Origin of the sequence: Sporosarcina sp. FSL W7-1349, from assembly GCF_038003045.1 — a bacterium.
Classification (GTDB): Bacteria; Bacillota; Bacilli; order Bacillales_A; family Planococcaceae; genus Sporosarcina.
This window is the reverse complement of record NZ_JBBOOK010000001.1, coordinates 305,342-329,824: the sequence shown is the minus strand read 5'-3', so window position 1 is coordinate 329,824 and position 24,483 is coordinate 305,342. Positions and strand designations below refer to the sequence as shown.

Annotated in this window: 26 protein-coding genes and 1 tRNA gene; 4 read left to right on the top strand and 23 right to left on the bottom strand. The window is 48.1% G+C overall.

Features of this window, described 5'->3' with window-relative positions:
• Window positions 1–10: 10 nt before the first annotated feature.
• Window positions 11–196 carry a hypothetical protein gene (locus MKY41_RS01600; RefSeq protein ID WP_340743384.1) on the top strand — a complete coding sequence of 62 codons (186 nt, stop codon included), beginning with the start codon at window positions 11–13 and terminating at the stop codon, window positions 194–196.
• Between the two features lie 3 nt (window positions 197–199).
• Here MKY41_RS01600 and MKY41_RS01595 read toward each other — a convergent pair.
• From MKY41_RS01595 to MKY41_RS01550, 10 genes are all read right to left on the bottom strand, one after another.
• Window positions 200–273 (bottom strand) — tRNA-Arg (locus MKY41_RS01595).
• Between the two features lie 63 nt (window positions 274–336).
• Window positions 337–843 carry a metallophosphoesterase gene (locus MKY41_RS01590; protein ID WP_340743383.1) on the bottom strand — a complete coding sequence of 169 codons (507 nt, stop codon included), beginning with the start codon at window positions 841–843 and terminating at the stop codon, window positions 337–339.
• On the bottom strand, window positions 840–1,451 hold the full coding sequence (locus MKY41_RS01585; protein ID WP_340743382.1) for an XTP/dITP diphosphatase: 612 nt from the start codon (window positions 1,449–1,451) through the stop codon (window positions 840–842). Before MKY41_RS01585 ends, MKY41_RS01590 begins: the two co-directional genes overlap by 4 nt.
• On the bottom strand, window positions 1,448–2,209 hold the full coding sequence (gene rph, locus MKY41_RS01580; RefSeq protein ID WP_340743381.1) for a ribonuclease PH: 762 nt from the start codon (window positions 2,207–2,209) through the stop codon (window positions 1,448–1,450). The genes MKY41_RS01585 and rph overlap by 4 nt, the downstream gene beginning before the upstream one ends.
• 101 nt (window positions 2,210–2,310) lie before the next feature.
• Window positions 2,311–3,111: a glutamate racemase gene (gene racE, locus MKY41_RS01575; RefSeq protein ID WP_340743380.1), complete on the bottom strand. Its 801-nt coding sequence runs from the start codon at window positions 3,109–3,111 to the stop codon at window positions 2,311–2,313.
• Between the two features lie 416 nt (window positions 3,112–3,527).
• Window positions 3,528–3,752, bottom strand: a complete 225-nt coding sequence (locus MKY41_RS01570; protein ID WP_041075409.1) for a helix-turn-helix domain-containing protein — start codon at window positions 3,750–3,752, stop codon at window positions 3,528–3,530.
• 61 nt (window positions 3,753–3,813) lie between these two features.
• Window positions 3,814–4,269, bottom strand: coding sequence for an acyl-CoA thioesterase (locus MKY41_RS01565; protein WP_340743379.1), 456 nt, complete (start codon window positions 4,267–4,269; stop codon window positions 3,814–3,816).
• 563 nt (window positions 4,270–4,832) lie between these two features.
• Entirely contained in the window at window positions 4,833–5,612 is a 780-nt protein-coding gene (gene sdhB, locus MKY41_RS01560; protein ID WP_340743378.1) for a succinate dehydrogenase iron-sulfur subunit, read from the bottom strand.
• A gap of 5 nt (window positions 5,613–5,617) precedes the next feature.
• Window positions 5,618–7,372 carry a succinate dehydrogenase flavoprotein subunit gene (gene sdhA / locus MKY41_RS01555; RefSeq protein WP_340743377.1) on the bottom strand — a complete coding sequence of 585 codons (1,755 nt, stop codon included), beginning with the start codon at window positions 7,370–7,372 and terminating at the stop codon, window positions 5,618–5,620.
• 35 nt (window positions 7,373–7,407) lie between these two features.
• Window positions 7,408–8,019, bottom strand: a complete 612-nt coding sequence (locus MKY41_RS01550; RefSeq protein WP_340743376.1) for a succinate dehydrogenase cytochrome b558 subunit — start codon at window positions 8,017–8,019, stop codon at window positions 7,408–7,410.
• A 233-nt stretch (window positions 8,020–8,252) separates the two neighbouring features.
• Here MKY41_RS01550 and MKY41_RS01545 point away from each other — a divergent pair, with 233 nt between their 5' ends.
• Entirely contained in the window at window positions 8,253–8,675 is a 423-nt protein-coding gene (locus tag MKY41_RS01545; RefSeq protein ID WP_340743375.1) for a YslB family protein, read from the top strand.
• 47 nt (window positions 8,676–8,722) lie between these two features.
• Here the strand turns inward: MKY41_RS01545 and uvrC are convergent, their stop codons facing one another.
• The 12 genes from uvrC to zapA form a co-directional block, all read right to left on the bottom strand.
• Window positions 8,723–10,519, bottom strand: a complete 1,797-nt coding sequence (uvrC, locus tag MKY41_RS01540; RefSeq protein WP_340743374.1) for an excinuclease ABC subunit UvrC — start codon at window positions 10,517–10,519, stop codon at window positions 8,723–8,725.
• A 58-nt stretch (window positions 10,520–10,577) separates the two neighbouring features.
• Complete coding sequence (gene trxA / locus MKY41_RS01535) at window positions 10,578–10,892, bottom strand: thioredoxin (RefSeq protein ID WP_041075422.1); 315 nt, start codon at window positions 10,890–10,892, stop codon at window positions 10,578–10,580.
• Window positions 10,893–11,382: 490 nt separating this feature from the next.
• Entirely contained in the window at window positions 11,383–12,357 is a 975-nt protein-coding gene (locus tag MKY41_RS01530; protein ID WP_340743373.1) for an electron transfer flavoprotein subunit alpha/FixB family protein, read from the bottom strand.
• Between the two features lie 44 nt (window positions 12,358–12,401).
• Window positions 12,402–13,175 (bottom strand): electron transfer flavoprotein subunit beta/FixA family protein, encoded by a 774-nt coding sequence (locus MKY41_RS01525; RefSeq protein WP_340743372.1) that lies wholly within the window; start codon window positions 13,173–13,175, stop codon window positions 12,402–12,404.
• Window positions 13,176–13,201: 26 nt separating this feature from the next.
• On the bottom strand, window positions 13,202–13,975 hold the full coding sequence (locus MKY41_RS01520) for an enoyl-CoA hydratase (RefSeq protein ID WP_340743371.1): 774 nt from the start codon (window positions 13,973–13,975) through the stop codon (window positions 13,202–13,204).
• A 131-nt stretch (window positions 13,976–14,106) separates the two neighbouring features.
• Window positions 14,107–14,688: a TetR/AcrR family transcriptional regulator gene (locus MKY41_RS01515; protein ID WP_340743370.1), complete on the bottom strand. Its 582-nt coding sequence runs from the start codon at window positions 14,686–14,688 to the stop codon at window positions 14,107–14,109.
• A gap of 92 nt (window positions 14,689–14,780) precedes the next feature.
• Entirely contained in the window at window positions 14,781–16,478 is a 1,698-nt protein-coding gene (locus MKY41_RS01510; RefSeq protein WP_340743369.1) for a long-chain-fatty-acid--CoA ligase, read from the bottom strand.
• 221 nt (window positions 16,479–16,699) lie between these two features.
• Window positions 16,700–17,113: a DUF350 domain-containing protein gene (locus MKY41_RS01505; RefSeq protein ID WP_340743368.1), complete on the bottom strand. Its 414-nt coding sequence runs from the start codon at window positions 17,111–17,113 to the stop codon at window positions 16,700–16,702.
• A 76-nt stretch (window positions 17,114–17,189) separates the two neighbouring features.
• Window positions 17,190–19,547, bottom strand: a complete 2,358-nt coding sequence (locus MKY41_RS01500; protein ID WP_340743367.1) for an endonuclease MutS2 — start codon at window positions 19,545–19,547, stop codon at window positions 17,190–17,192.
• 16 nt (window positions 19,548–19,563) lie between these two features.
• Entirely contained in the window at window positions 19,564–21,270 is a 1,707-nt protein-coding gene (gene polX / locus MKY41_RS01495) for a DNA polymerase/3'-5' exonuclease PolX (protein WP_340743366.1), read from the bottom strand.
• Window positions 21,271–21,318: 48 nt separating this feature from the next.
• Entirely contained in the window at window positions 21,319–21,858 is a 540-nt protein-coding gene (locus MKY41_RS01490) for a CvpA family protein (RefSeq protein WP_340743365.1), read from the bottom strand.
• Window positions 21,859–21,867: 9 nt separating this feature from the next.
• Window positions 21,868–22,128: a cell division protein ZapA gene (gene zapA / locus MKY41_RS01485; protein ID WP_340743364.1), complete on the bottom strand. Its 261-nt coding sequence runs from the start codon at window positions 22,126–22,128 to the stop codon at window positions 21,868–21,870.
• 378 nt (window positions 22,129–22,506) lie between these two features.
• Here zapA and rnhC point away from each other — a divergent pair, with 378 nt between their 5' ends.
• Both rnhC and MKY41_RS01475 read left to right on the top strand, forming a co-directional pair.
• Window positions 22,507–23,442, top strand: coding sequence for a ribonuclease HIII (rnhC, locus tag MKY41_RS01480; RefSeq protein WP_340743363.1), 936 nt, complete (start codon window positions 22,507–22,509; stop codon window positions 23,440–23,442).
• A 42-nt stretch (window positions 23,443–23,484) separates the two neighbouring features.
• Window positions 23,485–24,066 (top strand): hypothetical protein, encoded by a 582-nt coding sequence (locus MKY41_RS01475; protein WP_340743362.1) that lies wholly within the window; start codon window positions 23,485–23,487, stop codon window positions 24,064–24,066.
• A 43-nt stretch (window positions 24,067–24,109) separates the two neighbouring features.
• Here MKY41_RS01475 and MKY41_RS01470 read toward each other — a convergent pair whose 3' ends face one another.
• Window positions 24,110–24,289: a hypothetical protein gene (locus tag MKY41_RS01470; RefSeq protein WP_340743361.1), complete on the bottom strand. Its 180-nt coding sequence runs from the start codon at window positions 24,287–24,289 to the stop codon at window positions 24,110–24,112.
• Between the last annotated feature and the right edge of the window lie 194 nt (window positions 24,290–24,483).

The following is a 24,483-nucleotide window of genomic DNA, read 5'->3' as shown; positions in this document are numbered from 1 at the left end:
GAGGAACGGGATGAAGAAATTGCCGTTGCCATCTACGCTAGCTGACGTTTACCATGTATACATTTTGTATACCTGCGCATCGTTTTCTATCTTATTCAATCGCATTCCAGATAAAAATAAAAAACGCCTGAACCCTTGGTGCGACAAGGTTTCAAACGTTTCTGTTCTGATTCTGAAAGAACCACTTTTACAATGAAAACGTCCCAGGAGGGATTCGAACCCCCGACCGACGGCTTAGAAGGCCGTTGCTCTATCCTGCTGAGCTACTGAGACATGCGCAGACAATCCAATGATTGCTAACGACAAACTTTATTATAGTGAGAGTTGGGAGAAATGTCAATGCTCTTTTGTAAAGTTCTTTATTTCCAATGAATCCACAACCCCACTATTCATATCGTGAAAAGAAATACGCAGGGTTTCCCCCCACTCGATCACGGCATAGGTGGCTTCCTTGCCGCCCCGTGGGAGGCGTGTGCTGCCCGGATTCAGAAACAGGATGCCGTCTTCCATTTCGGCCCCGTACAAATGGGAGTGTCCGAATAGGACGATGTCGGCGCCCTGCTCTTTTGCTGTGTAATAAAGCATCATCAACGATCGTTTGACGTCATGTTCATGACCATGGACAGCAAGCACCTTCTTGTTGCCCACTTCCACAAGGACAGACGAAGGGAAGCGGCTATCCAAATCGCAATTGCCGCGTACTGTATGGATGTTTTCCAAAAGCGGATCATCAAAAGACAGTTCGCTGTCTCCACAATGGAAGGTCGCGTCACCGGAAAGAGAGGAAACGGCTTTCACTGTTTCCCGATCTCCGTGTGAATCACTCATCACAATTAACTTCATTTTCCATCACCCTCAACAATGATATCAGAAAGCTTTATTTCCATTTTTCTCAATGCCGCTCCCCGATGGGAGATTGCATTTTTTTCATCCGGGGTCAATTCTGCCATCGTTTTTCCTTTGTCGGGCACATAGAAAATCGGATCATAGCCAAATCCGTTCTCGCCCTTTCGTTCCGTATGGATGACACCTTCGCAACTGCCCGAAAACGTCTCTGTTTCCCGACCCGGACCGGCGACCGCCAACACACAGCGGAAACGTGCCGTTCTTTCCGCTGCAGGCACATCTGCCAGTTCGTTAAGCACTTTGTCGATATTCGCTTCATCACTTTTGTCGAGTCCTGCGTAACGGGCAGAATAGACGCCAGGGCGGCCATCCAATGCGTCAATCTCCAAGCCGCTGTCATCCGCAATGACCGTCTTCCCTAACAACTGGGAAACCGTTTCCGCTTTCAAAATAGCATTCTCTTCGAACGTAACGCCCGTCTCCTTCACATCGATCGCCTGATCCACGTCCTGTAAAGTCAACACCCGGATTCCTTGTGGTGCAAATAACGCTTCAAAGTCTTTTGCTTTCCCTCTATTAGAAGTGGCAATCACAATCTCCCTCATGATGCGTCCTCTTCCTCTCGGTTCCCGATCCGTTCCGCAATCGGGCCGAGCGCTTCTTTTTGCGATTCAATCAACCGGCGAATCCCCAACTCGGCAAGCTCGACGAGACCATTCATTTCCACTCGTGTAAAGGTTGACTCTTCACCGGTTCCTTGAAGTTCCACAAATTCTCCTGCACCCGTCATGACGACGTTCATATCGACAGCCGCTTCCGAATCCTCGATATAATCAAGATCCAAGATCAATACATCATCCACCGTCTTCCCGACGCTAGTCGCAGCGAGATAGTCCAGAACAGGATACTTCACCAACCCTTTCACTTCTTGCAGTTTAGCCGCCGCCAAGGCCATTGCGACAAAAGCTCCTGTAATCGAAGCGGTCCGAGTCCCACCGTCTGCCTGGATGACGTCGCAGTCAATCCAAATCGTTCGCTCGCCCAATGCTTCCAAATCGACTACCGCACGCATCGCCCGGCCGATCAGCCGCTGAATTTCCATCGTCCGGCCGCCCACTTTACCACGTGTCGATTCACGCTGTGTCCGTTGGCCGGTTGCACGGGGCAACATGGAATACTCTGCGGTCACCCATCCTTTTCCGCCGCCGCGTAAAAAAGGAGGAACCCTCTCTTCAATCGTCGCCGTGCAAATGACTTTCGTATTTCCGACAGAAATTAGGACAGACCCCTCTGGATGAATCAAATAATTCGTCTCTATCGTCACAGGCCGATTCATATCAGCCAATCTACCATCATGCCTCATTTTGACAACCTCCACCATTCTGTTTGCGACTCCATCTTATCATATCCTATTTTGCAAGCGCAAAAACCCGGAACCCCTCCAAACGGGAATCCCGGGCCTTCTTATAATACAATATGCCTTACATCCGGTCCATCAATGGATAACCAATCTTCCACGATCAAACGGAAAGCGTCCACCTCGCCTGTCGAATAAAACACCGGTTCTGCCGGCTGATTCGATTGGCGTGCAAGCTGTTTCTCCTGCAGTATCGCTTCCACGTCCCGTACCGTCTCGACTGCCGATGATATGATCTGCACACCAGCAGGTAAATGCTTTGCAATATGCTCCTGCAACAGAGGATAATGCGTACATCCCAGGATGGCTGCATCAAATGGAACATCCGCCAAAGGAAGAAGCGTCCGTTCGACGACTTCACTTGCATATTCTGTATGGTATTGCCCGCTTTCCACTATAGGGACGAATTCAGGGCAGGCCAATGGATAGACGACGGAATTTGTCGAAAACCCGCGGATTGCGTCTTCATATGCGCCGCTGTTTATCGTTCCGGCAGTCCCCAAAACCGCGATATTCCCTAAACGGGACCCTTGTACAGCGGCACGCGCACCTGGCACAATGACGCCGACAACCGGAAATGGAAATTGTGCTCGGATATCATCCAACGCCACCGCCGTTGCCGTATTGCAGGCGATGATCAACATCTTGATTCCCATATCCGAAAGTTTGGATACCATCTCTGTTGTAAATTCTTTCACTTCTTCTGCGGGACGCGGTCCATATGGGCAACGCGCGTTATCCCCTATATAAATGATCGGTTCCTGAGGCAATCGTCGCAACATTTCTTTGACGACCGTTAACCCACCAGCCCCCGAATCAATAATCCCGATTGGCGAATCCACTTCCACACCTCGATCCTTTTCTTCTCATAATGCAGTTTCGTCAGCGAGTGTGAGAGGTCTATCCCTTGTTGTTCAGTAAAGTCCGCCAATCATCTTATCTAAATAGGCGCCATTGTTCTGACAAGTAAACGAGCTCCCTAAACACGAAACCTGTTTACTTATTGTCACCCTTTTTTGCGCAGTTGGCAATACCTTAAACTTGATCGCAAAGTGCTCGCTGAATCAAGTAGAGCCTTAGACGTACGAATCCTACTAGTTCCTACGATGCAATCAAATGTGGCGTCCTGAGTCAGCCGGGCGACGTCGAAGTGCCTTTAAAACCCACACACCGAGGCAGATTTGATGTAAATCTGTAAAAAGTGGAGGAAAGTCCGCTGCTTCTTATCAAGCAGCGGACCTTCCATCCACGGGAGCCCTCCATATTAATGTAACCGCAGTTCTCCTAACCTTAATAATTCGACGATTGCCTGAGCTCTGCCGGAAACCCCCAGCTTTTGAATCGTATTCGAGATGTGGTTCCGAACCGTCTTTTCGCTGATTCCGAGCCGTCCCGCGATATCTTTTGTCGTATGATCGTCAACGAGCAGATGAAAAATTTCACGTTCTCTTGCCGTCAGCAAGGAACGGTTTTTTGATTCCTCTGTCAAGACGCGCCCCTCCTATCCGCTTTCACCTTAAAATATGTGAAAGGGTCACAGGCTGTGCCGGCTACTTGACTTTTTCCTTGACAAAAAGCGACTTTTCTTCAGCCGTCCATGGAATTCCTTTTCCTGTTACTTTGGAAATTTGAACTAGGGTCCCCCTGCCGGTGAAGACAACCTCCCCTTTTTCATTTTTCGCCATGTAGTGGGTGTCAACGGAGCTATTGCCAACTTCAGCTGCTTTAATATAAATGGAGAGGTTTTCATCGAAGAAGACTTGCTTTACGAAATCACATTGCAAATCCGCCACAACTGGAATGGTTTCCCCATTCGGAACCTGCCAATCATTCATCAAGCCAATCTTCTTGAAATATTCAGCCCTCGCCTGTTCAAAATAGATGAAAGGCACTGTATTGTTCAAATGTCCATACATATCTGTCTCTGAAATTCGGACAGATACTTGAATGGAAAACCCAAAATCCGCCGCCCATTCCTCCATATCCTTAATATATGCCATTTTCATTGCAAACTCCCCCTTCGAAATGAATGATCGTTCATTCTTTTATTCTAGCAAACTTAGTTATGGAAATGAAGGAATACGAGCAAAATAGAAATTTGAGGGGTAAACTCTCATGGCTTTTCTGAGAACTCTAAGGGCAATTACGGCTACTGTCATGGCTCTTCATCAAACTGTAGGGGCCCGGCCGAACTGTCATGGCAATTCGGGATACTCTAAGGGCAATTCCCCATACTGTCATGGCTCTCCACCAAACTGTAAGGGCCCGGCCGAACTGTCATGGCAATTCGGGATACTCTAAGGACAATTCCCCATACTGTCATGGCTCTTCATCAAACTGTAAGGGCCCGGCCGAACTGTCATGGCAATTCAGGATATTCTAAGGGTAATCTCCCCTACTGTCATGGCTCTTCATCAAACTGTAAGGGCCCGGCCGGCTCTCCACCAAACTGTAAGGACCCGGCCGAACCGTCATGGCCCGCCCCCATACTGTCACAGCAAGCTTCTCTCCTTCTTACAAAATCAAAAAACCTGCCAAGCGAGATGCCGGGCAGGTTTGGAGACTTTAATTAGTCTACCATATGGTCGCTTCCGAAGAAGTTCTTGAACATTTGAACTGTTGTCGCACGGTTCATAGCTGCAATCGATGTTGTCAACGGAATGCCTTTCGGGCAAGCGACGACACAGTTTTGAGCATTACCGCACTCGGTGATCCCACCGTCTCCCATGATCGCTGCCAGACGCTCGTCCCGGTTCATGGAACCAGTCGGATGCGAGTTGAACAACCGCACTTGGGAAAGTAGGGCAGGGCCGATGAAGTTTGTTTTATCGTTAACGTTCGGGCAAGCTTCCAAGCAGACACCGCATGTCATACATTTGGAAAGTTCATACGCCCATTGACGTTTCCGTTCCGGCATCCGCGGACCTTCTCCAAGGTCATACGTTCCGTCAATCGGAATCCATGCTTTGATCTTTTTCAAGGAGTCGAACATGAATTCACGGTCAACGACAAGGTCACGGACAACCGGGAAAGTTTTCATCGGTTCCAATTTGATCGGCTGTGTCAATTGGTCGATCAACGCAGTACAAGACTGGCGTGGACGACCGTTGATGACCATGGAGCACGCTCCACATACTTCTTCCAGGCAGTTCATGTCCCAGTTGACCGGTGCCGTTTGTTTCCCGTCGGCATTCACCGGATTCCGGCGAATTTCCATCAACGCGGAAATGACGTTCATATTCGGTCTATATTCAACATCGAACTTCTCCCAGTATGGGGACGAAGTCGCTGTATCTTGACGAAGAATCTCAAAGCGGACGGTTTTTACAGCTGTTGTATTTTCGCTCACTTACGTCAATCTCCTTTCTTCGCTGAGTAATCGCGTTTACGAGGCGGAATCAAGGAAACGTCAACGTCTTCATAATGGAAGATCGGTGCTGAATTTCCATCAAATTTAGCCATCGTTGTTTTCAAGAAGTTTTCATCGTCACGGTTCGGGAAGTCCGGTTTGTAATGGGCTCCGCGGCTTTCGTTCCGATTTAGCGCTCCAAGTGTGATTACTCTCGCTAAGTATAACATGTTTTTCAATTGACGAGTGAATGTCGCGCCTTGGTTCGACCATTTCTGCGTATCGTTGATATTGATGTTTTCATAGCGTTCCAGCAATTCTTGGATTTTGTTATCCGTCTCTTGCAGCTTATCGTTGTAACGAACTACGGTAACATTGTCAGTCATCCATTCACCGAGCTCTTTATGAAGAACGTACGCATTCTCAGTGCCATTCATCGCAAGTGTTGCATCCCATTTCTCTTGTTCTTCTTGAATTGCGCTTTCGAAGATGGAGGTTGGAAGCTCTTCCGCTGTGCGTTTCAAGCCTTTCATGTATTTAACAGCATTTGGTCCAGCGACCATACCGCCGTAAATTGCCGAAAGAAGTGAGTTGGCACCAAGTCGGTTCGCACCGTGTTGTGAATAATCACACTCACCAGCAGCGAACAAGCCTTTGATGTTCGTCATTTGATCGTAGTCGACCCACAGTCCGCCCATCGAATAGTGGACTGCCGGGAAGATTTTCATCGGGACTTTACGAGGATCGTCGCCCGTGAATTTCTCATAGATTTCGATAATCCCACCCAGTTTGATGTCCAATTCATGCGGGTCTTTGTGGGAAAGATCCAAGTACACCATGTTTTCGCCGTTGATGCCTAGTTTTTGATTGACGCAGACATCAAAAATTTCACGTGTAGCGATATCACGTGGTACGAGGTTACCGTAATCCGGATATTTCTCTTCAAGGAAATACCATGGTTTACCGTCTTTATATGTCCAGACACGACCGCCTTCACCCCGTGCAGATTCACTCATCAGACGAAGTTTGTCGTCTCCAGGGATTGCCGTTGGGTGGATTTGGATGAATTCGCCGTTTGCATAGTAAGCGCCTTGTTGGTAAACGATCGATGCTGCGGATCCTGTATTGATGACCGAGTTTGTCGATTTACCGAAGATGATACCAGGGCCTCCAGTTGCCATGATGACTGCGTCCGCTTTGAACGCCTGGATTTCCATCGTCTTCATATTCTGCGCTTTGATTCCACGACAAACCCCTTCCTCGTCCATGATGATGCCGAGGAATTCCCAGTGTTCGTATTTCTGTACAAGTCCCGCCACCTCATGGCTCCGAACTTGCTCATCCAATGCGTACAGTAATTGCTGCCCCGTAGTTGCTCCTGCGAATGCAGTACGGTGATGCAATGTTCCACCAAAACGACGGAAATCGAGCAGCCCTTCCGGTGTACGGTTGAACATGACTCCCATCCGGTCCAATAAGTGGATGATACCAGGTGCCGCTTCAGCCATCGCTTGTACCGGCGGCTGGTTCGCAAGGAAGTCTCCTCCATATACAGTGTCATCGAAGTGGATTGCAGGCGAGTCGCCTTCCCCTTTTGTATTTACTGCACCGTTGATGCCGCCTTGGGCACATACGGAGTGGGAACGTTTAACCGGGACAAGAGAGAACAGGTCGACCGATGTTCCTTCTTCTGCCGCTTTGATAGTTGCCATCAAACCAGCAAGGCCTCCACCGACGACAATCAATCTGCCTTTTGCCATTTTTTTGTTTCACTCCTCAAGTTTCAATCAGTTTGTTAAATCACGAACGCTAGAATTGCTTGAATACCAATTACAGAAAGAATTAGGAATATTCCCATTGAGATGTACGTGACAATCGTTTGTGAACGAGGTGATTGAGTGAATCCCCATTTCACAAGGAATGACCAGATTCCGTTAGCCAAGTGGAATGTCGCCGATAGGACACCCAAGATGTAGAATACCAACATGAACGGGCTCGATAGAATATCAGCCATCATGTCATAGTTGACTTCCGCACCCAATGCCTTCTGGATTCTCGTTTGGTATATGTGCCATGCGATGAAGATCACAAGGATCACACCTGTGACACGTTGCAACAAGAACATCCAGTTACGGAACGTACCATAGCGCTGTACATTGTTTTTCGCCGTGAAAGCTATGTAGATACCAAAGAACGCATGGAACATAAGCGGGATGTAAATGACGAACCATTCTAGAAACAGAACGAATGGCAAGTTCCCCATGAAATTTGATGCGTTGTTGAATGCGTCTGCACCGCGGGTTGCAAAATGGTTGACAACCAAGTGTTGAGTCACGAATAGACCAACCGGAATGATTCCGAGCAAGGAATGAAGTCGGCGCAAGTAAAAATCTGATTCTCTCGACAAGTTTTTTACCCTCCCTTATTTCTGAGTCAGCCTTTCCACGTCCGTCACCTTTTAGACAAGATGCGACATTGACGGCATGGCTCTTCATGGTACAATATTAGAACATGTCCATTGTACTCCTCCGATTTCAAGAGGTCAAGATGGTCTGGAGTTTTTGATTTGGCTGCCGCTTTCACTTTTCCTATGACAGTCGATAAATTTTAAAAAATTGTCGGAAAGGGTTGTACATTCGATTGGAAACAAATACATACGATTCGCCGACCCGATTCGGCTATGATCTGCTAAGGGACCACGTGTTGCCAAGCATTTTGGGCAAGCATGAAAACGATATCCTCTATTGGGCCGGTAAAGAGGTGGCCCGGAAATTCCCCGTTTTCGGCATTGAGGAATTGCCGATATTTTTCAAAGAAGCGGGTTGGGGACCTCTGAACCTTTTGAGGACATCAAAAGACGAAGCCCTCTACGTTTTGACACGAAGCGCGGGAGATGGCCCCGGCATACATAATCGTTCATGCTCCTTGGAAGCTGGTTTTCTAGCAGAACAGTATCAGAAATTAAATGGCTTCCTAACCGAATGCTATGGAGAGGTCGATGAAAAAGACGGCCAAGCCAGCTTCACGGTGAAATGGGATCCGAAAACAAAAATTGATATGTAGAGAAGGATGCTGCCTTATGCCGCATCCTTTTTTCATATCATCAGTCCTTATTCACTCTCCACATCTTCCTTCCCTTCCCGGAAGTACGATTCCACGGTTTCGGCCACTTTGGAAGGCATCCCAGCTTCCCGTAGCTCTTCAATTGTGGCTTCTTTGATTTTCTTCACAGAACCGAAATGCTTCAATAATAGTTTCTTCCGTTTTGGTCCTACTCCTGGCAATCCATCCAACGCGGAAACTAAGGAATTCGCCCCACGTCGTTGACGATGGAAGGTGATGGCAAACCGGTGCACTTCATCTTGGATTCTTTGCAACAGATAAAATGCTTCACTAGTTCGTTTCAACGAAACCAATTCGACGGGATCCCCGTACAGCAATTGGGAAGTTTGGTGCTTTTCATTTTTTGAAAGTCCCGCAATCGGAATCGAAAGTCCTAGTTCATCCTCCACCACTTCGCGCGCCGCTTCCATATGGCCTTTCCCGCCATCGATGATGATCAGATCCGGCAACGGTAAATTGTCCCTCAATACCCGGATATACCGGCGTCTCACCACTTCGCGCATCGCTCCGTAATCGTCATGGGCAGCAGCCGTTTTCGTCTTGTATTTCCGGTAATCTTTGCGGTTCGGCTTGCCATCAAGGAACGACACCATGGCTGACACGGGATCCGCTCCGTATGTGTGGGAATTGTCGAACGCTTCAATCCGCAGAGGTATCGAGATATTCATCGCCTTGCCCAACTCCTCGCAAGCACCGATCGTCCGCTGTTCCTCCCGCTCGATCAAATGGAATTTCTCTTTTAAGGCAATCTGCGCATTTGTATTAGCGAGATTGACGAGATCCTTCTTTTTTCCGCGCTGCGGTGTGTAGACATGCACGTCAAGCAGCTCCCGGACCAATTCACTGTCAATGCCATGCGGCAATAAAATCTCCTTCGGCTTCAAATAATCCGATTTCCCGTAAAACTGTCCGATGAAGGTCAGCAGCTCTTCTTCTGGATCTTGATAAAGCGGAAATAGGGACACGTCCCGTTCAATCAATTTCCCCTGCCGGACAAAGAAGACTTGTACACACATCCACCCTCGTTTGACGGCATACCCGAAAATATCGCGATCTGTGAAATCATTCATGGTGATGGTCTGTTTTTCCATGACGGCTTCGATGTTCGCAATTTGATCGCGGTATTCCTTCGCCCTTTCAAACTCCAGATCATTGGCGGCTGCCGTCATCTTTTCGGTCAGTTCCTTTTTCATATCCTTGTAACCGCCATTGAGGAACCGAGTGATGTCATCCACCATTTTTTTATACGTCTCTTCCTCCACCTCATGGACGCAGGGAGCCAAACATTGGCCCAGATGGTAATAGAGGCAAACACGATCGGGCAACGAATGGCATTTTCGATAAGGATATAAACGGTCGAGTAATTTTTTGGTTTCATTGGCGGCGTGAGCGTTCGGATACGGTCCAAAGTATTTGCCTTTGTCTTTCTTCACTTGGCGAGTGATGATTAATTTGGGATGGCGTTCCGCGGTAAGCTTCAAGTACGGATACGATTTGTCATCTTTCAGCATGATGTTGTATTTCGGATCATACTGTTTGATCAAATTCAATTCCAAGACGAGTGCCTCGATGTTGGATGAGGTGACGATGTATTCGAAGTCCTCGATTTCGCTGACAAGGCGTTGCGTTTTCGCATCATGACTGCCCGTGAAATAGCTGCGGACCCGATTTTTCAGCACTTTTGCTTTTCCGACGTAAATGATCGTCCCTTGCCGGTCTTTCATTAAGTAACATCCGGGAAGGTCGGGTAAGATTGCTAATTTATGTTCAAGTAATTCATTCATTTCTTTCACCTACCAAAAAAACCGGGTCCTTCCGAAAGGCCCGGTTATGGAATGACAATTATGCGTGTTTTTCAATCAATTGGGCAAGCGACTCTTTCGGCTGGAACCCAACAACTTTATCGACAACTTCGCCGTCTTTGAAAAGTAGAAGAGTCGGGATGGACATGATGCCGTATTTGCTTGCCGTCCCTTGGTTGTTGTCGACATCGACTTTCACGATATTGGCTTTGCCTTCGATATCTCCGCTTAGATCTTCCAATACTGGAGCGATCATTTTACAAGGTCCGCACCATGGTGCCCAAAAGTCAACAAGGACAAGACCTTCTTTAATATTTTCATCAAAGTTCTGATCAGTTGCATTAATAATAGCCATTTAAAATTTCCTCCTTTGTAAGAACAACTATGATGTATTATAGCATGGCCCTATAGGGCGGGCTAACGATATGCCCACAAGTCCATTTCCCTTGTTCTATATAAAATGAACTAAAGAAAGGGACATCACAACCAAACTGTTGCTTTCCGTTCCAAATTTCGTTTGCGACGAAAGCGTAGCGACAGGAGCAGGCGGACGCTTTCCGCGGGCATGGCTTCAGCCAATCGAACAGCGAAGGGTTCGATTTGCCTTAATTTCTGCGCACTTAGCAGAAATTAAGGCATCCTCCTGTTGCCAAACGCTACGCTTTTTGGCACAAAGGCCGTTCTTCGTAACGGCCTTCGCTGGAGTCGCCGCCTTCCACTCCAAGCAACTGGACTCACCAATCGCAAATCATTCGTTCACTTTATATACTATTAGAATATACGAGTAAAACGATAAACGCCCCGCCGTTCAGAGAAATGAACGGCGGGGCGTCGGATTATACCTATTAGCTTACTTTCACTTTTTGAATCTCTTCAATCAGCATCGGAATAACTTCGAACAGGTCGCCGACAATTCCGTAATCCGCCACTTTGAAGATGTTCGCCTCTGGATCTTTGTTGATTGCCACGATGATTTTGGAGTTCGACATCCCTGCCATATGTTGGATCGCCCCTGAAATTCCTGCCGCTATGTACAGATCAGGTGTAACCACTTTCCCCGTTTGGCCGATTTGCAAAGAGTAATCGCAGTAGTCCGCGTCACATGCCCCACGGGATGCGCCTACCGCACCGCCTAACAGATTCGCAAGCTGCTGCAGCGGCTCGAAGCCTTCCGCGCTTTTCACACCGCGGCCCCCCGCCACGACCACTTTCGCTTCCGAAAGATCCACGCCTTCTGTTGCCTTGCGGACGACTTCCGAGATGACCGAGCGAAGGTTCGCGATATCGACCGAAACGGAAGAGACATCGCCCGTACGGCTTGCATCATGGTCAAGCGGCGCAATGTTGTTCGGACGGATCGTCACGAAGAGGAGACCTTCCTTGTTTTTCACTTTTTCAAATGCTTTACCGGAATAGATCGGGCGGATAAATGCAGCGGCGTCGCCTTCTCCTTCGATCGCCGTCACGTCGGAGATCAGGCCGGATTCCAATTTACTCGCGATTTTCGGAGATAGGTCTTTCCCGAGCGCCGTATGTCCGAAGACGATCGCTTCCGGTTTCTCCTGTTCGTAGACCGCCAGGAACGCTTGTCCATAACCGTCCGATGTATATTGTTTCAGATGCGGATGCTCCACTGTGACGACACGGTCCGCACCGTAGTGGATCATTTCCTCCGCCAGCGATTGGACGGAATCGCCAAATAGCACACCGACGACTTCCCCTCCGCCGGAAACTGTCTTCGCGGCTGCAATCGCCTCGAATGATACGTTACGCAAAGCACCTTCTCTTGCTTCTCCCAGTACTACCACTTTTTTAGACATATTGAGTCCCTCCTAATAGATACGATTCCATTCACCTGCTGAATTCAGATCACTTTCGCTTCTGTGCGGAGCAAGTTGACAAGCTCCTTCACTTGATCGGCTACATCGCCTTCCAACACACGGCCCGCAGCCTTTTGCGGAGGCAGGAAGATTTCGACGGTTTCCGTTTTCGGTTCCACGTCATCCTCGTCGATGTCGAGGTCGTCGAGCTCCAATTCATCTAGCGGCTTCTTCTTCGCCTTCATGATGCCTGGCAAGGATGGGTAACGTGGCTCGTTCAAACCTTGTTGTGCTGTCACAAGTAATGGCAAGGATGTCTCGATCGTTTCCGAGTCCCCTTCCACGTCACGCACAATTTTGACGGATGTCCCCTCGACATTGAGTTCCGTGATCGTCGTCACATAATTGATGCCGAGAAGTTCCGCAACACGCGGGCCGACTTGGCCGGATCCGCCATCGATTGCGACGTTTCCTGCAAGGATGATGTCCGCTTCCTTGTCTTTCAAGTATTCCGCCAGGATTTTAGCGACCGTATACTCGTCCATTTCATCCAGATCGTCTTCTGTATTGATGAGGACCGCTTTGTCCGCGCCCATCGCAAGTGCTGTACGAAGCTGCTTTTCCGCTTCTTCGTCCCCGATCGTGATGACCGTCACTTCCCCTTCATGGGCGTCCCGAAGCTGGATCGCTTCCTCGATGGCATATTCGTCGTACGGGTTGATGATGAATTCCGCACCGTCTTCCGCGATTTTGCCGTTTGTAACCGTTATCTTTTCCTCCGTATCAAATGTCCGTTTCACTAATACATAAATGTTCATAGTTGCAGACCTCCTTGGATTTCTATTTATTTTCCAACAAAAACTGGTTGGCGTTTTTCAAGAAATGCTGAGATTCCTTCTTTTGCATCTTCGGATACAAAGACTTCGCCGAATAAAGCGGCCTCCGCATTTACACCTTCATCGTAACTTGCATGCTTCGTATACTGAAGCATTTCAATGGCCGCTTTGACCGCAACCGGGCTTTTGTTCACCATTTTCTTAGCTAATTCAATTGTTTTAGGAAGCAATTCCTCTTCCGGGAAAGCATGGTTGGCAAGTCCGAGGCGAACAGCTTCCACCCCATTGATCGGCTCGCTCGTCAACAGCATTTCTGCTGCTTTTGCTATTCCAACATAGCGAGGCAAGCGCTGCGTACCCGCGAATCCCGGTATCAGCCCCAACTGCAGTTCAGGTAAGCCCAGTTTCGCTTTTTCGGAAACGGTCCGCATATGGCATCCCATCGCCAACTCCAGTCCTCCGCCGAGTGCGGCGCCATGAATGGCGGCAATTACCGGTTTTTTGAACCGTTCCAACCGCTCGAACACCTGTTGTCCGCTAGCTGCCAACTTGGAGAACTCCTCTCCAGACGTGACCTCTGTGAATTCCTTAATATCTGCCCCCGCTGAGAAGAATTTGCCTTCCCCATGCAATACGATTACACGAATCGAGTCATCGCCTTCTAGTTGGTCCAGCAATGAGTCTACTTCTAGTATGAGTGCACGGGAAAGTGCATTTGCAGGCGGTCTGTTGATTGTAACGACTGCAACACCTTCTTCTTTTTTCACAGTAAGAAATTCCATTCTACCCATCCCCCTTCATCGTTTCGTCATCTGACCTGCCAGGGACAAGCACACACCCCAACCTGAGCAGTTCAAGACATAATCCCTTTTCGCCATCCCTCCCCTTATTTCCTTCTTGAAAAAAGATTTCTTTACCCATTCAGCCCATGCATGATTATTTTATGTACTTTTGGTGACAATTCCAACAAATCATATTTCTGATCATTGATGACCCAAGTCGTTAACGTTTCGTCCATTGTCCCAAACACCATCTGCCGGGCGAGCCTTATATCGAGGTCGGCATCCAACTCACCATTTTCGATCCCTTTTTTCAAGATCTGATCAAGCAACGCCAAATACTCCCTTAACACGTTATTGATGCGCGTGCGCAATTCTTTGTTCGATTGTCGAAGTTCCAGCTGGGTGACGATGGCCAAATGACGGTCTTCATGAAGAATCCGGAAATGGTTTTCGATCAACGCATATAACAATTCCGATACGGTGTGATTCCGTTTCAGGATTTCTTCCAGTTCGCTAATGAAAATCGCCATCTTCTCACGGAATACATTGATAAGGATATCTTCCTTGTTTTTGAAATAAAGATAGATGGTTCCGTCCGCCACACCGGCCTCTTTCGCAATTTTCGAAACCTGCGCCTGGTGGTATCCGTTTTCCGCAATAACGATAACTGCAGCGTCCACTATTTGTTTATATTTAGGCTTGTCCCTTTTCAAGTTCATTCACCACCATAAAAAAAGAAAATATGAATGATTGTTCATTCATATTTTCATATTAATCGTTATAGCCGAACAAGTCAAGCGGAATGTTATGAAGTGAGCGTTTCTGTTTGAGCTTTCTTTTTCTCTTCATCGACGAGCACTCTTCGCAAGATTTTCCCGACCGCTGTCTTTGGCAATTCATCACGGAATTCATAAATCCTTGGAACTTTAAAGGCTGCAAGATTCGCCCGGCAATAGTCATCTAATTCTTTTTCCGTCACCGAACTTCCTTCTTTCAGCACGATATATGCTTTGACCGTTTCCCCGCGATATGGATCAGGCACGCCCGCTACGACACATTCTTGGACATCTTGGTGTTCATAAAGCACTTCTTCGATTTCCCGCGGATAAATATTGAAACCACTGGCAATGATCATATCCTTTTTTCGGTCGACTACGTAGAAATAGCCTTCATCATCCATATAACCGAGATCTCCTGTCAACAACCAGCCATCCCGGAAAGTTTGCTCCGTATCTTCCGGTCTATTCCAGTATCCTTTCATCACCTGAGGGCCTTTAATGGCAATCTCGCCGATTTCGCCATTTGGCAGCGGTTCCGTCGATTCCGGACCTAAGATGATCACATCCGTATCTGGCCATGGGACGCCGATCGACCCTTTTACCCGATTCTTCGCCCAGACGAAATTAGCATGGGTGACCGGGGACGTTTCCGTCAATCCATATCCTTCAACAAGCTTTCCGCCTGTAATCCGTTCAAACTTCTCCTGCACCTCTATCGGCAATGCTGCCGAGCCGCTTATACAAGCTCTGATGGAAGAAAGGTCATATTTTGCGATATCGGGATGATTCAGCAAACCGATGTAGATGGTCGGTGCGCCTGGAAAGAGAGTCGGTTTCTGCTTATCGATCGCCTTCAATGCCGATTCGAAATCAAATTTAGGAATTAGTACCATTTTATTGCTCAGCATGACGGTCAAGACCAATACGGTTGTCATGCCGTACACATGAAAGAACGGGATGATTCCCATGACCACTTCTTTTCCTTCCTCGCAGTCATAGAGCCATTCATCACACATCCTAACGTTTGACGTCAGGTTGGCATGGGTAAGCATGACTCCTTTTGGTGGGCCTGTCGTTCCACCGGTATACTGCAGCAAGGCGACATCTTCATCATAGTCAAAAGGATAGCTTATTTTTTCGGGTTTGGCTGTTTTCATGATTTCCGTGAAAAGATGGTTCATTCCCCGATGTTCCACCTTCACTTGGACGCCATGCTCCTTTTTCTGAATGAACGGGTAGATTAAATTTTTCGGGAATGGTAAATAGTCTTTTATCCCGGTGATGACGACATGCTCCAACTCGGTATTTTTTCGGATTTTCGAGATGCGAGGAAAAAGGATATCCAGTGAGATGATGACCTTAGCACCCGAGTCCTTCATCTGATACTCCAGCTCCCGTTCCGTATAGAGCGGATTGGTCTGTACGACGATCCCACCGACGTATAAAATGCCGAAATAAGCGATGGCGCTTTGAGGGCAATTCGGGAGCATGATCGCCACCCGATCCCCCTTCTCGATCCCTATCGATTTTAAATAATTGGCGAATTTCAAGGAAGATTCGTAAAACTCTTTGTACGTAATTTCCTTCCCCAGAAAATGGATTGCAACTTTATCGGAATACTTTGTTCCGGCACGAGTCAGATAATCTTGGATGGGAACCTTTTCGTACTCCAGCGTCTTTGAGATTTCGGGCGGATACAAATCCAGCCAAGGTTTTGCAGACATTTGAACTCCCCTTTCTCTCCTCTATTCTATTCCCTTATCACTCCTGATTATTATTATAGTAGAAAATGTTTCCGCTTTCAATAAAGAATATTCGAACGATTTGAAAAACACCTTGATAATTATATCAAGGTGTTTGGGTAACTAGCCAATAAACTCCAACGAGCACGAAAAGGATACAAACGACAATTAAAATTTTCGATAACTTTTCCATATGACAGCTCCTACGATATACTCGCCCCGATAACGAACGACAACCCGACAGAGATAGTCAAAGAGATGAAACCGACCGATCGGTTGTCCGCTTCGATTTCCTTGTCGATATTGAATTTCGGTGTGAGGAACTCGAAAAGGATATAGGCGAAGACCAACAGGGTAAAACCGAAAAGCCCCCATCCGATCATCTGGGGCAATGTATTATGCTGTTCAATCGAATACCTGAATATATTGGATACGCCAAATATCTTGCCGCCTGTCGCCATAGCGACCGCAACATTCCCTTTCCGGATTTCCTCCCAATTTTTATACTTCGTAACAAGTTCAAATAACACCATGGAAACGACTAAACAAAGTACAACGACGCTGAAATAGCCTGCCGTTTCCACTAATGGGTGACCCCAAAACCCTTCTTTCCCCATACTTTACGGCTCCTTTACGACGGTCATGGTTCCCTATACGTTTGAGACGGGAAAAGGTTTCATTGGGGGCTTTATTTTATTTCAACTCCACGACTGTGACGCCATGGCCGCCTTCGCCCGCTTCTCCGAATCGGAAACTTTTCACGCGTGGATGCTTTTTCAAAAATTGCTGGACCCCTTGCATCAGAGCGCCTGTCCCTTTCCCGTGGATGATGGAGACTTGATGATAGTTGGAGAGAAGGGCATCGTCCAAATATTTCTCCGTCCGCATGATAGCATCTTCGTACCGTTCTCCCCGCAGGTCGAGTTCCAATTTGACATAGGAATCCCGGCCTCTGACGGAAGCGGAGACCGCCGGCTGCTTCTCTTTCTCCGGTTTGACATATTCCAAGCCGGACTGATCGAGTTTCATCTTCAGGATTCCGATTTGGACAACCCACTCGGTGTCGGACACTTTTTTAAGGAGCGTCCCTTTCTGCCCGTAACTGATCACTTTCACTTCATCTCCCGCTTGCAATGGACGTGGGGCAGCTTTCGCTTTGACCGTCTTTTTCTTGCGTTCCGCGGGAGCTGCTTCTTCCAATCGCTTGCGCGCATCGATCAACTCATGCTCTTTGACATTAGCTCCGGCATTAAGCCGGAGTGCTCGCAAATCGGAGATGACTGCTTCGGACTCCTGTTTAGCGTCCTCCACGATTTTTCTCGCCTTCTCTTTTGCATTTTCTACCAAGCGTTCTTTCATCTCATCGAACTCAGCTAATTTTTGTTCCAGTTCCTGTTTCAGCCGTTCCGTTTCAATTAAGATTTCATGTGTCTCCTCGGCATCCTTCTCCGATTGCACACGGCTGGATTCCAACGATGCAATCATCGATTCGACCTCACCGCGATCAGTGCCTGTGAATGTCTTCGCCCGGTCGATAATCCTCTCTTGCAAGCCGAGCCGTTTCGAGATTTCGAAAGCGTTACTCCGCCCCGGCACACCGATCAGCAAGCGATAAGTCGGACTAAGCGTATCAATATCAAACTCAACACTGGCATTCGTCACACCCGGCCGGTTATAGCTGTATGCTTTTAATTCAGGGTAATGGGTGGTCGCCATCACTCTCGCGCCGCGGCCATGGACTTCATCCAAAATGGAAATGGCCAGCGCCGCCCCTTCTTGAGGATCTGTCCCCGATCCGAGCTCGTCAAAGAGAATGAGCGAGCGATCATCGAACTTTTTCAAGATGGAGACGATGTTCACCATATGGGAAGAGAACGTACTCAGGCTTTGCTCGATCGACTGCTCGTCCCCGATATCGGCGTACACCGAATCGAAGACGGCAACTTCCGAACCGTCGAGCGCGGGAATCGGCAATCCCGCTTGCGCCATCAATGTGCACAAGCCGACTGTCTTCAACGTGACCGTCTTTCCACCCGTATTCGGCCCCGTGATGACGATTGTCGTAATCTCTTTGCCGAACTCAATCGTATTGGCGACCGCTTTTTCGATCGGCAGGAGCGGATGTCTTGCTTTCGTCAAACGGATATAGCCTTCATTGTTCACTTCCGGCTTCGTGCATTTATGCTCTTTTCCGTACTTTGCTTTTGCAAGAATCACATCGATTTCCGACAAAAATCCGACGAGGACAAAGAGGTCATGGGCGACTTCCTGCACTTTGGCGGAAAGCTCCAAGAGGATTTTTTCAATCTCCTCCTGCTCCTGCATTTTCAGACGCCGGATCTCGTTATTCGCCTGAACGACCGCATCCGGTTCGATGAACAACGTCTGCCCCGATGACGACATATCGTGGACGACTCCTCCGAAATGTGACCGATACTCGGCCTTCACCGGGATGACATACCGATCATTCCGGATCGTCACAATCGAATCGGACAACATCTTGGCAGCATTCCGCCCCCGTGTATAACTTTCCAACCGATCACGGACCCGCCCTTCCTGAATCCGCAGTCCTTGACGAATCGAGCGGAGCTGGCTAGAAGCACTATCCAGGACATGACCGTTATCATCGATCGCCGCATTGATTTCATGTTCCAAGCCGGTCAAAATCGGAAACGCCTCTTTTTTGGCAATGAAATGCGGGATATTGATATCTTCATCCGTCTCGACCGACTCGATGAATTGCCGCAAAATCCGGCTTGCCCGGATCGTATTGGCAATTTCCATCAGTTCGTGGCTGCTCAGCATTCCGTCCAATTGCGCTCGTTTGGCATGCGGCCGGACATCGTGGATTCCCCCCATCGGCACATTGCCGCGGACTCGAAGGATGGCGAGGGCTTCATCCGTTTCTTCGAGGAGGCGGACCACCTCTTCATAAACAGTGACGGGAACCAATTGCTCCATCAGGGACCGCCCCGCGGAAGACGTACAATATGCAGACACGATTTCTTTGATTTTATCAAATTCAAGTGTTTTTAAGACACGGCTTTCCAATGTCTTACACTTCCTTTCATTTCCGCACGATATCGCGGATGAATTTCTCCAACGGCCATGTGTTGATGACCGTCTCTTTTTTCAACCATGCTTTTTGGCCATATTTCACACCGACGTCCATGAACCGTAATTGGTCGATGGCATGCGCATCCGTATTGATGGCAATTGGCACGCCGAGGTCTTGGGCCATGACTAAATGGTCTGTCGCCAGATCCAGCCGGTAAGGGTTGGCATTCAGTTCCAGGACCTTCCCGTATTCCTTCGCCCATTCGATCAATTGGGGCACATCTGGATCATAGCCGTCCCGTTTGCCGATGATGCGGCCCGTCGGATGCGCAATCATATCGACATGCGGATTGCGGATGGCAGAATGGAGACGTTCCATGATCTGCTCCTGCGGTTGATTGAAGTTCGAATGGATGGAGGCGATAACGAAATCGAGCTCCTGCAGCAAGTCATCGTCAAAATCGAGGGTCGCATCCGGCAGGATATCCATTTCCGTCCCGCAAAAGATTTCGATGTCGTCGTATTCGTCATTGAGCGATCGGATTTCCGCGATCTGCTCCCGAAGCCGGTCCGGTGTCAGGCCATTCGCCACTTTCAAATATTGTGAATGGTCGGTGATGACCATATGACTGTAGCCCTTCGCCCGGCACGCCTCGACCATTTCCCGGATCGAATATCCTCCATCGGACCATGTCGTATGCATATGGAGATCAGATCGGATATCCTCGAGACGGATCAACCCTTCCAATTCCTCAACCCGTTCTATCTCTTTCCCGTCTTTCCGCACCGTTGGAGGAATAAAAGGCAAGCCGAAATGCGCAAAGAACTGCTCCTCCGTTTCAAACGTCGTCACAGAACCTTCCTCATCTTCCACGCCATATTCGCTAATTTTCAAGCCTTTCGCTTTCGCCAGTTGACGCATTTTCACATTATGATCTTTGGAACCGGTGAAATGATGGACTGCTGAAGCGAATTGTTCCGCCGTCACGAACCGGAAGTCGGCATCGATGGCATCTTCCAGCTCTAGCGTCACCGACAGCTTGGAATCCCCCGCGGCAATCACGGACTCGACCGGCAATGTTGCGAGCAGCTTTTCTCGAACGGCAGTCGGTTCCGTCGTCACGATGATGAAATCAACGTCGCTGCTCGTCTCTTCCGCCCGTCGGTAACTGCCTGCGACGGAGAACCGAGAAATTTCGTCCACGCTTTGCAGAATATCTTCCAAGAAGGAAACGATTGATTCCATTTGCCAAATCGGGAAGGCCCCTTTCCGGGTACCCAGCAGCTCGATTTCCGCCAGGATGTTCTCTTCGGTCTTCTTGCCGAACCCCGGGACCTTGCTCACTTCATTGGCCAGGCAAGCTTCCCGCAGCGTTTCCACTGAATCGATTCCGATCGCTTCGCGTAATTTGGCAATCCGTTTACCGCCCAACCCCGGGATTTTCAATAAAGGAATCAACCCGCGCGGAACGGTCTCTTCCAACTCCAGCAGCAAGTCGGACTCCCCTTTTTCCATCAAGTCCGTAATGACCGCTCCCGTTCCTTTCCCGATCCCTTTCAATTTAAGAATATCGTCCATTTCGGATAGGCTGCGCGGGTCCAGTTCCAACACATTGGCCGCTTTCCGGAAGGCCGCTACTTTAAAATGATTTTCCCCCAACAGCTCCATATATAAAGCAATTTTTTCAAATGTCCGGATTATTGTTTTTTTATTCAATCCAAGTCCTCCCTTTAAAAAAGCTTCCCTCCAAGAAGGGGGAAGCCGTTATTTCATATAAATGTACCACCATTTTTTTACTGTCTCCGATAATAGCGGCGTATGCTCAAACATGGCATCGGCTAAGAGGGATTTGCCTACGAAGCTCTGGATCAAATCAATCGGCAGCAACACTAGGACGTACAACACTAGGAATATGAGTATGTAGAACTCGACAAAGCCAAGTGCCGCCCCGCCTAGCCGGGAAGCAAACCCAAGCACCGGCAAATATTTCAAAAAGTCCACCATCGAGGCAAGCAGCTGCAGGATGAATTTCACTGCAAGAAAGATGATGACAAAAGCAAGCAATCTGTAAAAAGTTTGATCGAGATCCAATTGCTCCACTGTCAATGATAGTTTCGACCCCGCGGTCACCCCTGGATAGGGAACCCACAAGACGAACTTATCCGCCAGCTGTTTATAGTACTTGTAAGCGACGACGAGAGCGATGATGAATCCCGTCATATGTATAACCTGTACGATCAGTCCCCTGCGGAACCCGGTGATCAGACCTCCTAACAGGAGGAATATGATGAGTAAATCTAACATGTCCGTCCGTCAACCCTTCAACTTATTCAATTCTTCTTCAACCTGTTCCAATCGTTCTTTTAGTTTCAGATAGTCATGTACGGTATTTACGGCGGTCAGCACAGCAATTTTGGCACTGTCGAGATAGGGATTGCGTTCACTGATCTCCCGCATTTTGTCATCGACGAGCGAGGCGACCAACCGCATATGGCTGCTTGTTTCAGTCCCGACGATCTTGTATGTCTGCCCGTATATTTCAACCGCAATGCGCGTCTTTTTATCGTCTGCCAACGACCTGACCTCCCCCGAAAAACTCTGTCATCCATCATACCATGAAAGTGATTCAGTTGTGAATTAAGTGCTGTTTTTTCAAGGGGGATAAATGAGATTTTCTCATTTTCACTTGCTCCTTTTGCCGTTTGGTTGAATATTTTTACCGATTTGTTGGACATCTCTCAGGGTTGGTTGCACATACCGGGCGGTTCATTGGACAACTTGGCGAATTGGTTGGACTTCCCTTTGATCCCCTTCAACAAATCTGTCAAACCCTTAAATTAATTGTCTCCCCCTTTAGAAACTGTTAGAGTCATTCAAGGATAAAGGAGTTTACAGGGTCCAAAACGAAATTAAAGTATAAAAGCAATTTCAAGAATTGAGAGGATGAAGTGGATGAGCAATACGGTAATTGTACTGGATGAGAATGGTTTAAAACGGTTGGCAGATCATTATGCGGCCAAAAAAATCGTGCGCAATGCGCCGGGGGTTGTATTTGCGGCAAAATTACCAGATGCTGTGATTACGGCGTATAAATCGGGAAAGGTGCTGTTTCAAGGCGCAGGCTCTGAGCGCGAAGCGGCTTTGTGGGGTACGGCGGATGTGAACGCGGCGAGCGGGAAGCCAAAAACGAAAGGTGACACGCTCCCAGAACGATTGGCATCGGCTTCTGTCCTCGGGTCCGATGAAACCGGAACAGGCGACTTCTTTGGTCCTGTCACAGTGGCGGCTTGTTTCGTACGGGCCGATCAGATTGAACTGGTGCGTGAATTGGGCGTCAAGGATTCCAAGCAACTGAACGACGACTGGATGCGGAAGATCGCCCCAGACCTTCAGGCAACTTTGGTCCACAGTGTTTTGACGCTGCCGAACGACAAGTACAATGATGTACAAGCCCGTGGCTGGTCGCAAGGTAAGATCAAGGCTCTTCTCCATAATCAAGCACTCAAGCATGTCCTGCGTAAAATGGAGGATGAACGGCCGGACTATATTTTGATCGACCAGTTTGCGGAACGGGGAATTTATTATAATCATCTCAAAGCGGAAAAGGAAATTGTACGGGAGAACGTCCTGTTTTCCACGAAAGCGGAGAACCTCCATGTCGCGGTAGCCGCCGCCTCGATCATTGCAAGGGTCGCTTTTTTGGAAGAGATGGACCGTTTAAGCGCGCAGGCTGGCATGACGTTGCCGAAAGGTGCAGGGCCGAAAGTGGATCAAATCGCCGCGACCATTCTTTGGAAGCACGGCGAGGAAAAGCTGAAATCGATGACCAAATGGCATTTCGCCAATGCGCAAAAAGCAAAAGCGATTATCAGCAAGAAAAAATTGTAACTTTTCTCATAATAGACCGTCCATTCCAATGAGGTGATTCTTTTGAGGAAAGTTCTTTACTTGGCTATGTTCATGATAGTGCTTAGCGCGTGCGGACTAAAAAAGGGTTCTGATGTCTCCTATGAGGATCATGGTAGCCCATTACCCCCACCTGAATCAGAAGTGCAAGAAGGCGATTTCGTCTACCGGCTTTATACCGAAAAAGACGTATATGACACTTTTGGAGGAACCGCGATTTTTGCTGAATTGACCTATATCGGTGAGCAAGATGAAATCGAGATTGCCCACGCCTCCTCTCCATTCTATTTTCCATTGGAAGAGCGGACTAGGGAAATCTACGTGGATTATGCAATGAACAGTCCACTTATCGTGACTACCTTGAAAAAAGATGTGCCACATCAGCATAGATACGAGTTTGCCGGTGGCTATAGCGACCAGGACGACCCAGACTATGTTGAATTTGTCAAAACGATTATCGAGGAGAAAGGTTTTCCGGAAGGAGAATACATCATCCATGGCGCCGCCCGGTTCACCGTCGCCGGGCAGGATGATGATATGCAAGGCTTGCCGGAAACCGAACTGGCAACTGATATTGGGTTCCGGGTAGTGGATCCTATTAAATGAAAAAACTGTCCAACGAACCGGGATTGGTCTGTTGGACAGTTTTTCATTTCTCGGAAAGCAATGCCTGCACTTTAGATTCAGATAAAATCTTTTTCATGGCAGGCGCTAGGAATTTATTCCGTAGTATCCCATAGAGCAATATCCCACCGCCGATCGCAGCAAGCAAAGCGAGAGGATCGATTATTATAAAGGTACTATCTTTCAACCGATTATTTTTCTTCAAGTCAATTTACCCCTTTCATCCATGAGTCAAGTGCAGCATTGTTCGCTAAGAATGGTGAATGACGACGGTAGTTTGGAACCTCGGAAAGTTGGGCTAGTTTCCGGTCACTTCGAAACGTTGTAACCCAAAACGTTATTTGGCAACTTCTTAATATTTTGTTCCAACCTCACAACGTTTCACTAACTACACAACAT

Coding starts and splice junctions, on each gene's coding strand:
- MKY41_RS01565 (WP_340743379.1), bottom strand. CDS start 4,269: ATGAAAATGGCATATATTAAGGATATGGAGGAATGGGCGGCGGATTTT.
- MKY41_RS01525 (WP_340743372.1), bottom strand. CDS start 13,175: ATGAACATTTATGTATTAGTGAAACGGACATTTGATACGGAGGAAAAG.
- MKY41_RS01490 (WP_340743365.1), bottom strand. CDS start 21,858: ATGTTAGATTTACTCATCATATTCCTCCTGTTAGGAGGTCTGATCACC.
- rph (WP_340743381.1), bottom strand. CDS start 2,209: ATGAGGCATGATGGTAGATTGGCTGATATGAATCGGCCTGTGACGATA.
- MKY41_RS01505 (WP_340743368.1), bottom strand. CDS start 17,113: ATGGGGAAAGAAGGGTTTTGGGGTCACCCATTAGTGGAAACGGCAGGC.
- MKY41_RS01600 (WP_340743384.1), top strand. CDS start 11: ATGAAGAAATTGCCGTTGCCATCTACGCTAGCTGACGTTTACCATGTA.
- MKY41_RS01590 (WP_340743383.1), bottom strand. CDS start 843: ATGAAGTTAATTGTGATGAGTGATTCACACGGAGATCGGGAAACAGTG.
- sdhA (WP_340743377.1), bottom strand. CDS start 7,372: ATGGCAAAAGGCAGATTGATTGTCGTCGGTGGAGGCCTTGCTGGTTTG.
- MKY41_RS01510 (WP_340743369.1), bottom strand. CDS start 16,478: ATGTCTGCAAAACCTTGGCTGGATTTGTATCCGCCCGAAATCTCAAAG.
- MKY41_RS01520 (WP_340743371.1), bottom strand. CDS start 13,975: ATGGAATTTCTTACTGTGAAAAAAGAAGAAGGTGTTGCAGTCGTTACA.
- trxA (WP_041075422.1), bottom strand. CDS start 10,892: ATGGCTATTATTAATGCAACTGATCAGAACTTTGATGAAAATATTAAA.
- rnhC (WP_340743363.1), top strand. CDS start 22,507: ATGAGCAATACGGTAATTGTACTGGATGAGAATGGTTTAAAACGGTTG.
- MKY41_RS01530 (WP_340743373.1), bottom strand. CDS start 12,357: ATGTCTAAAAAAGTGGTAGTACTGGGAGAAGCAAGAGAAGGTGCTTTG.
- MKY41_RS01585 (WP_340743382.1), bottom strand. CDS start 1,451: ATGAGGGAGATTGTGATTGCCACTTCTAATAGAGGGAAAGCAAAAGAC.
- uvrC (WP_340743374.1), bottom strand. CDS start 10,519: ATGAATGAATTACTTGAACATAAATTAGCAATCTTACCCGACCTTCCC.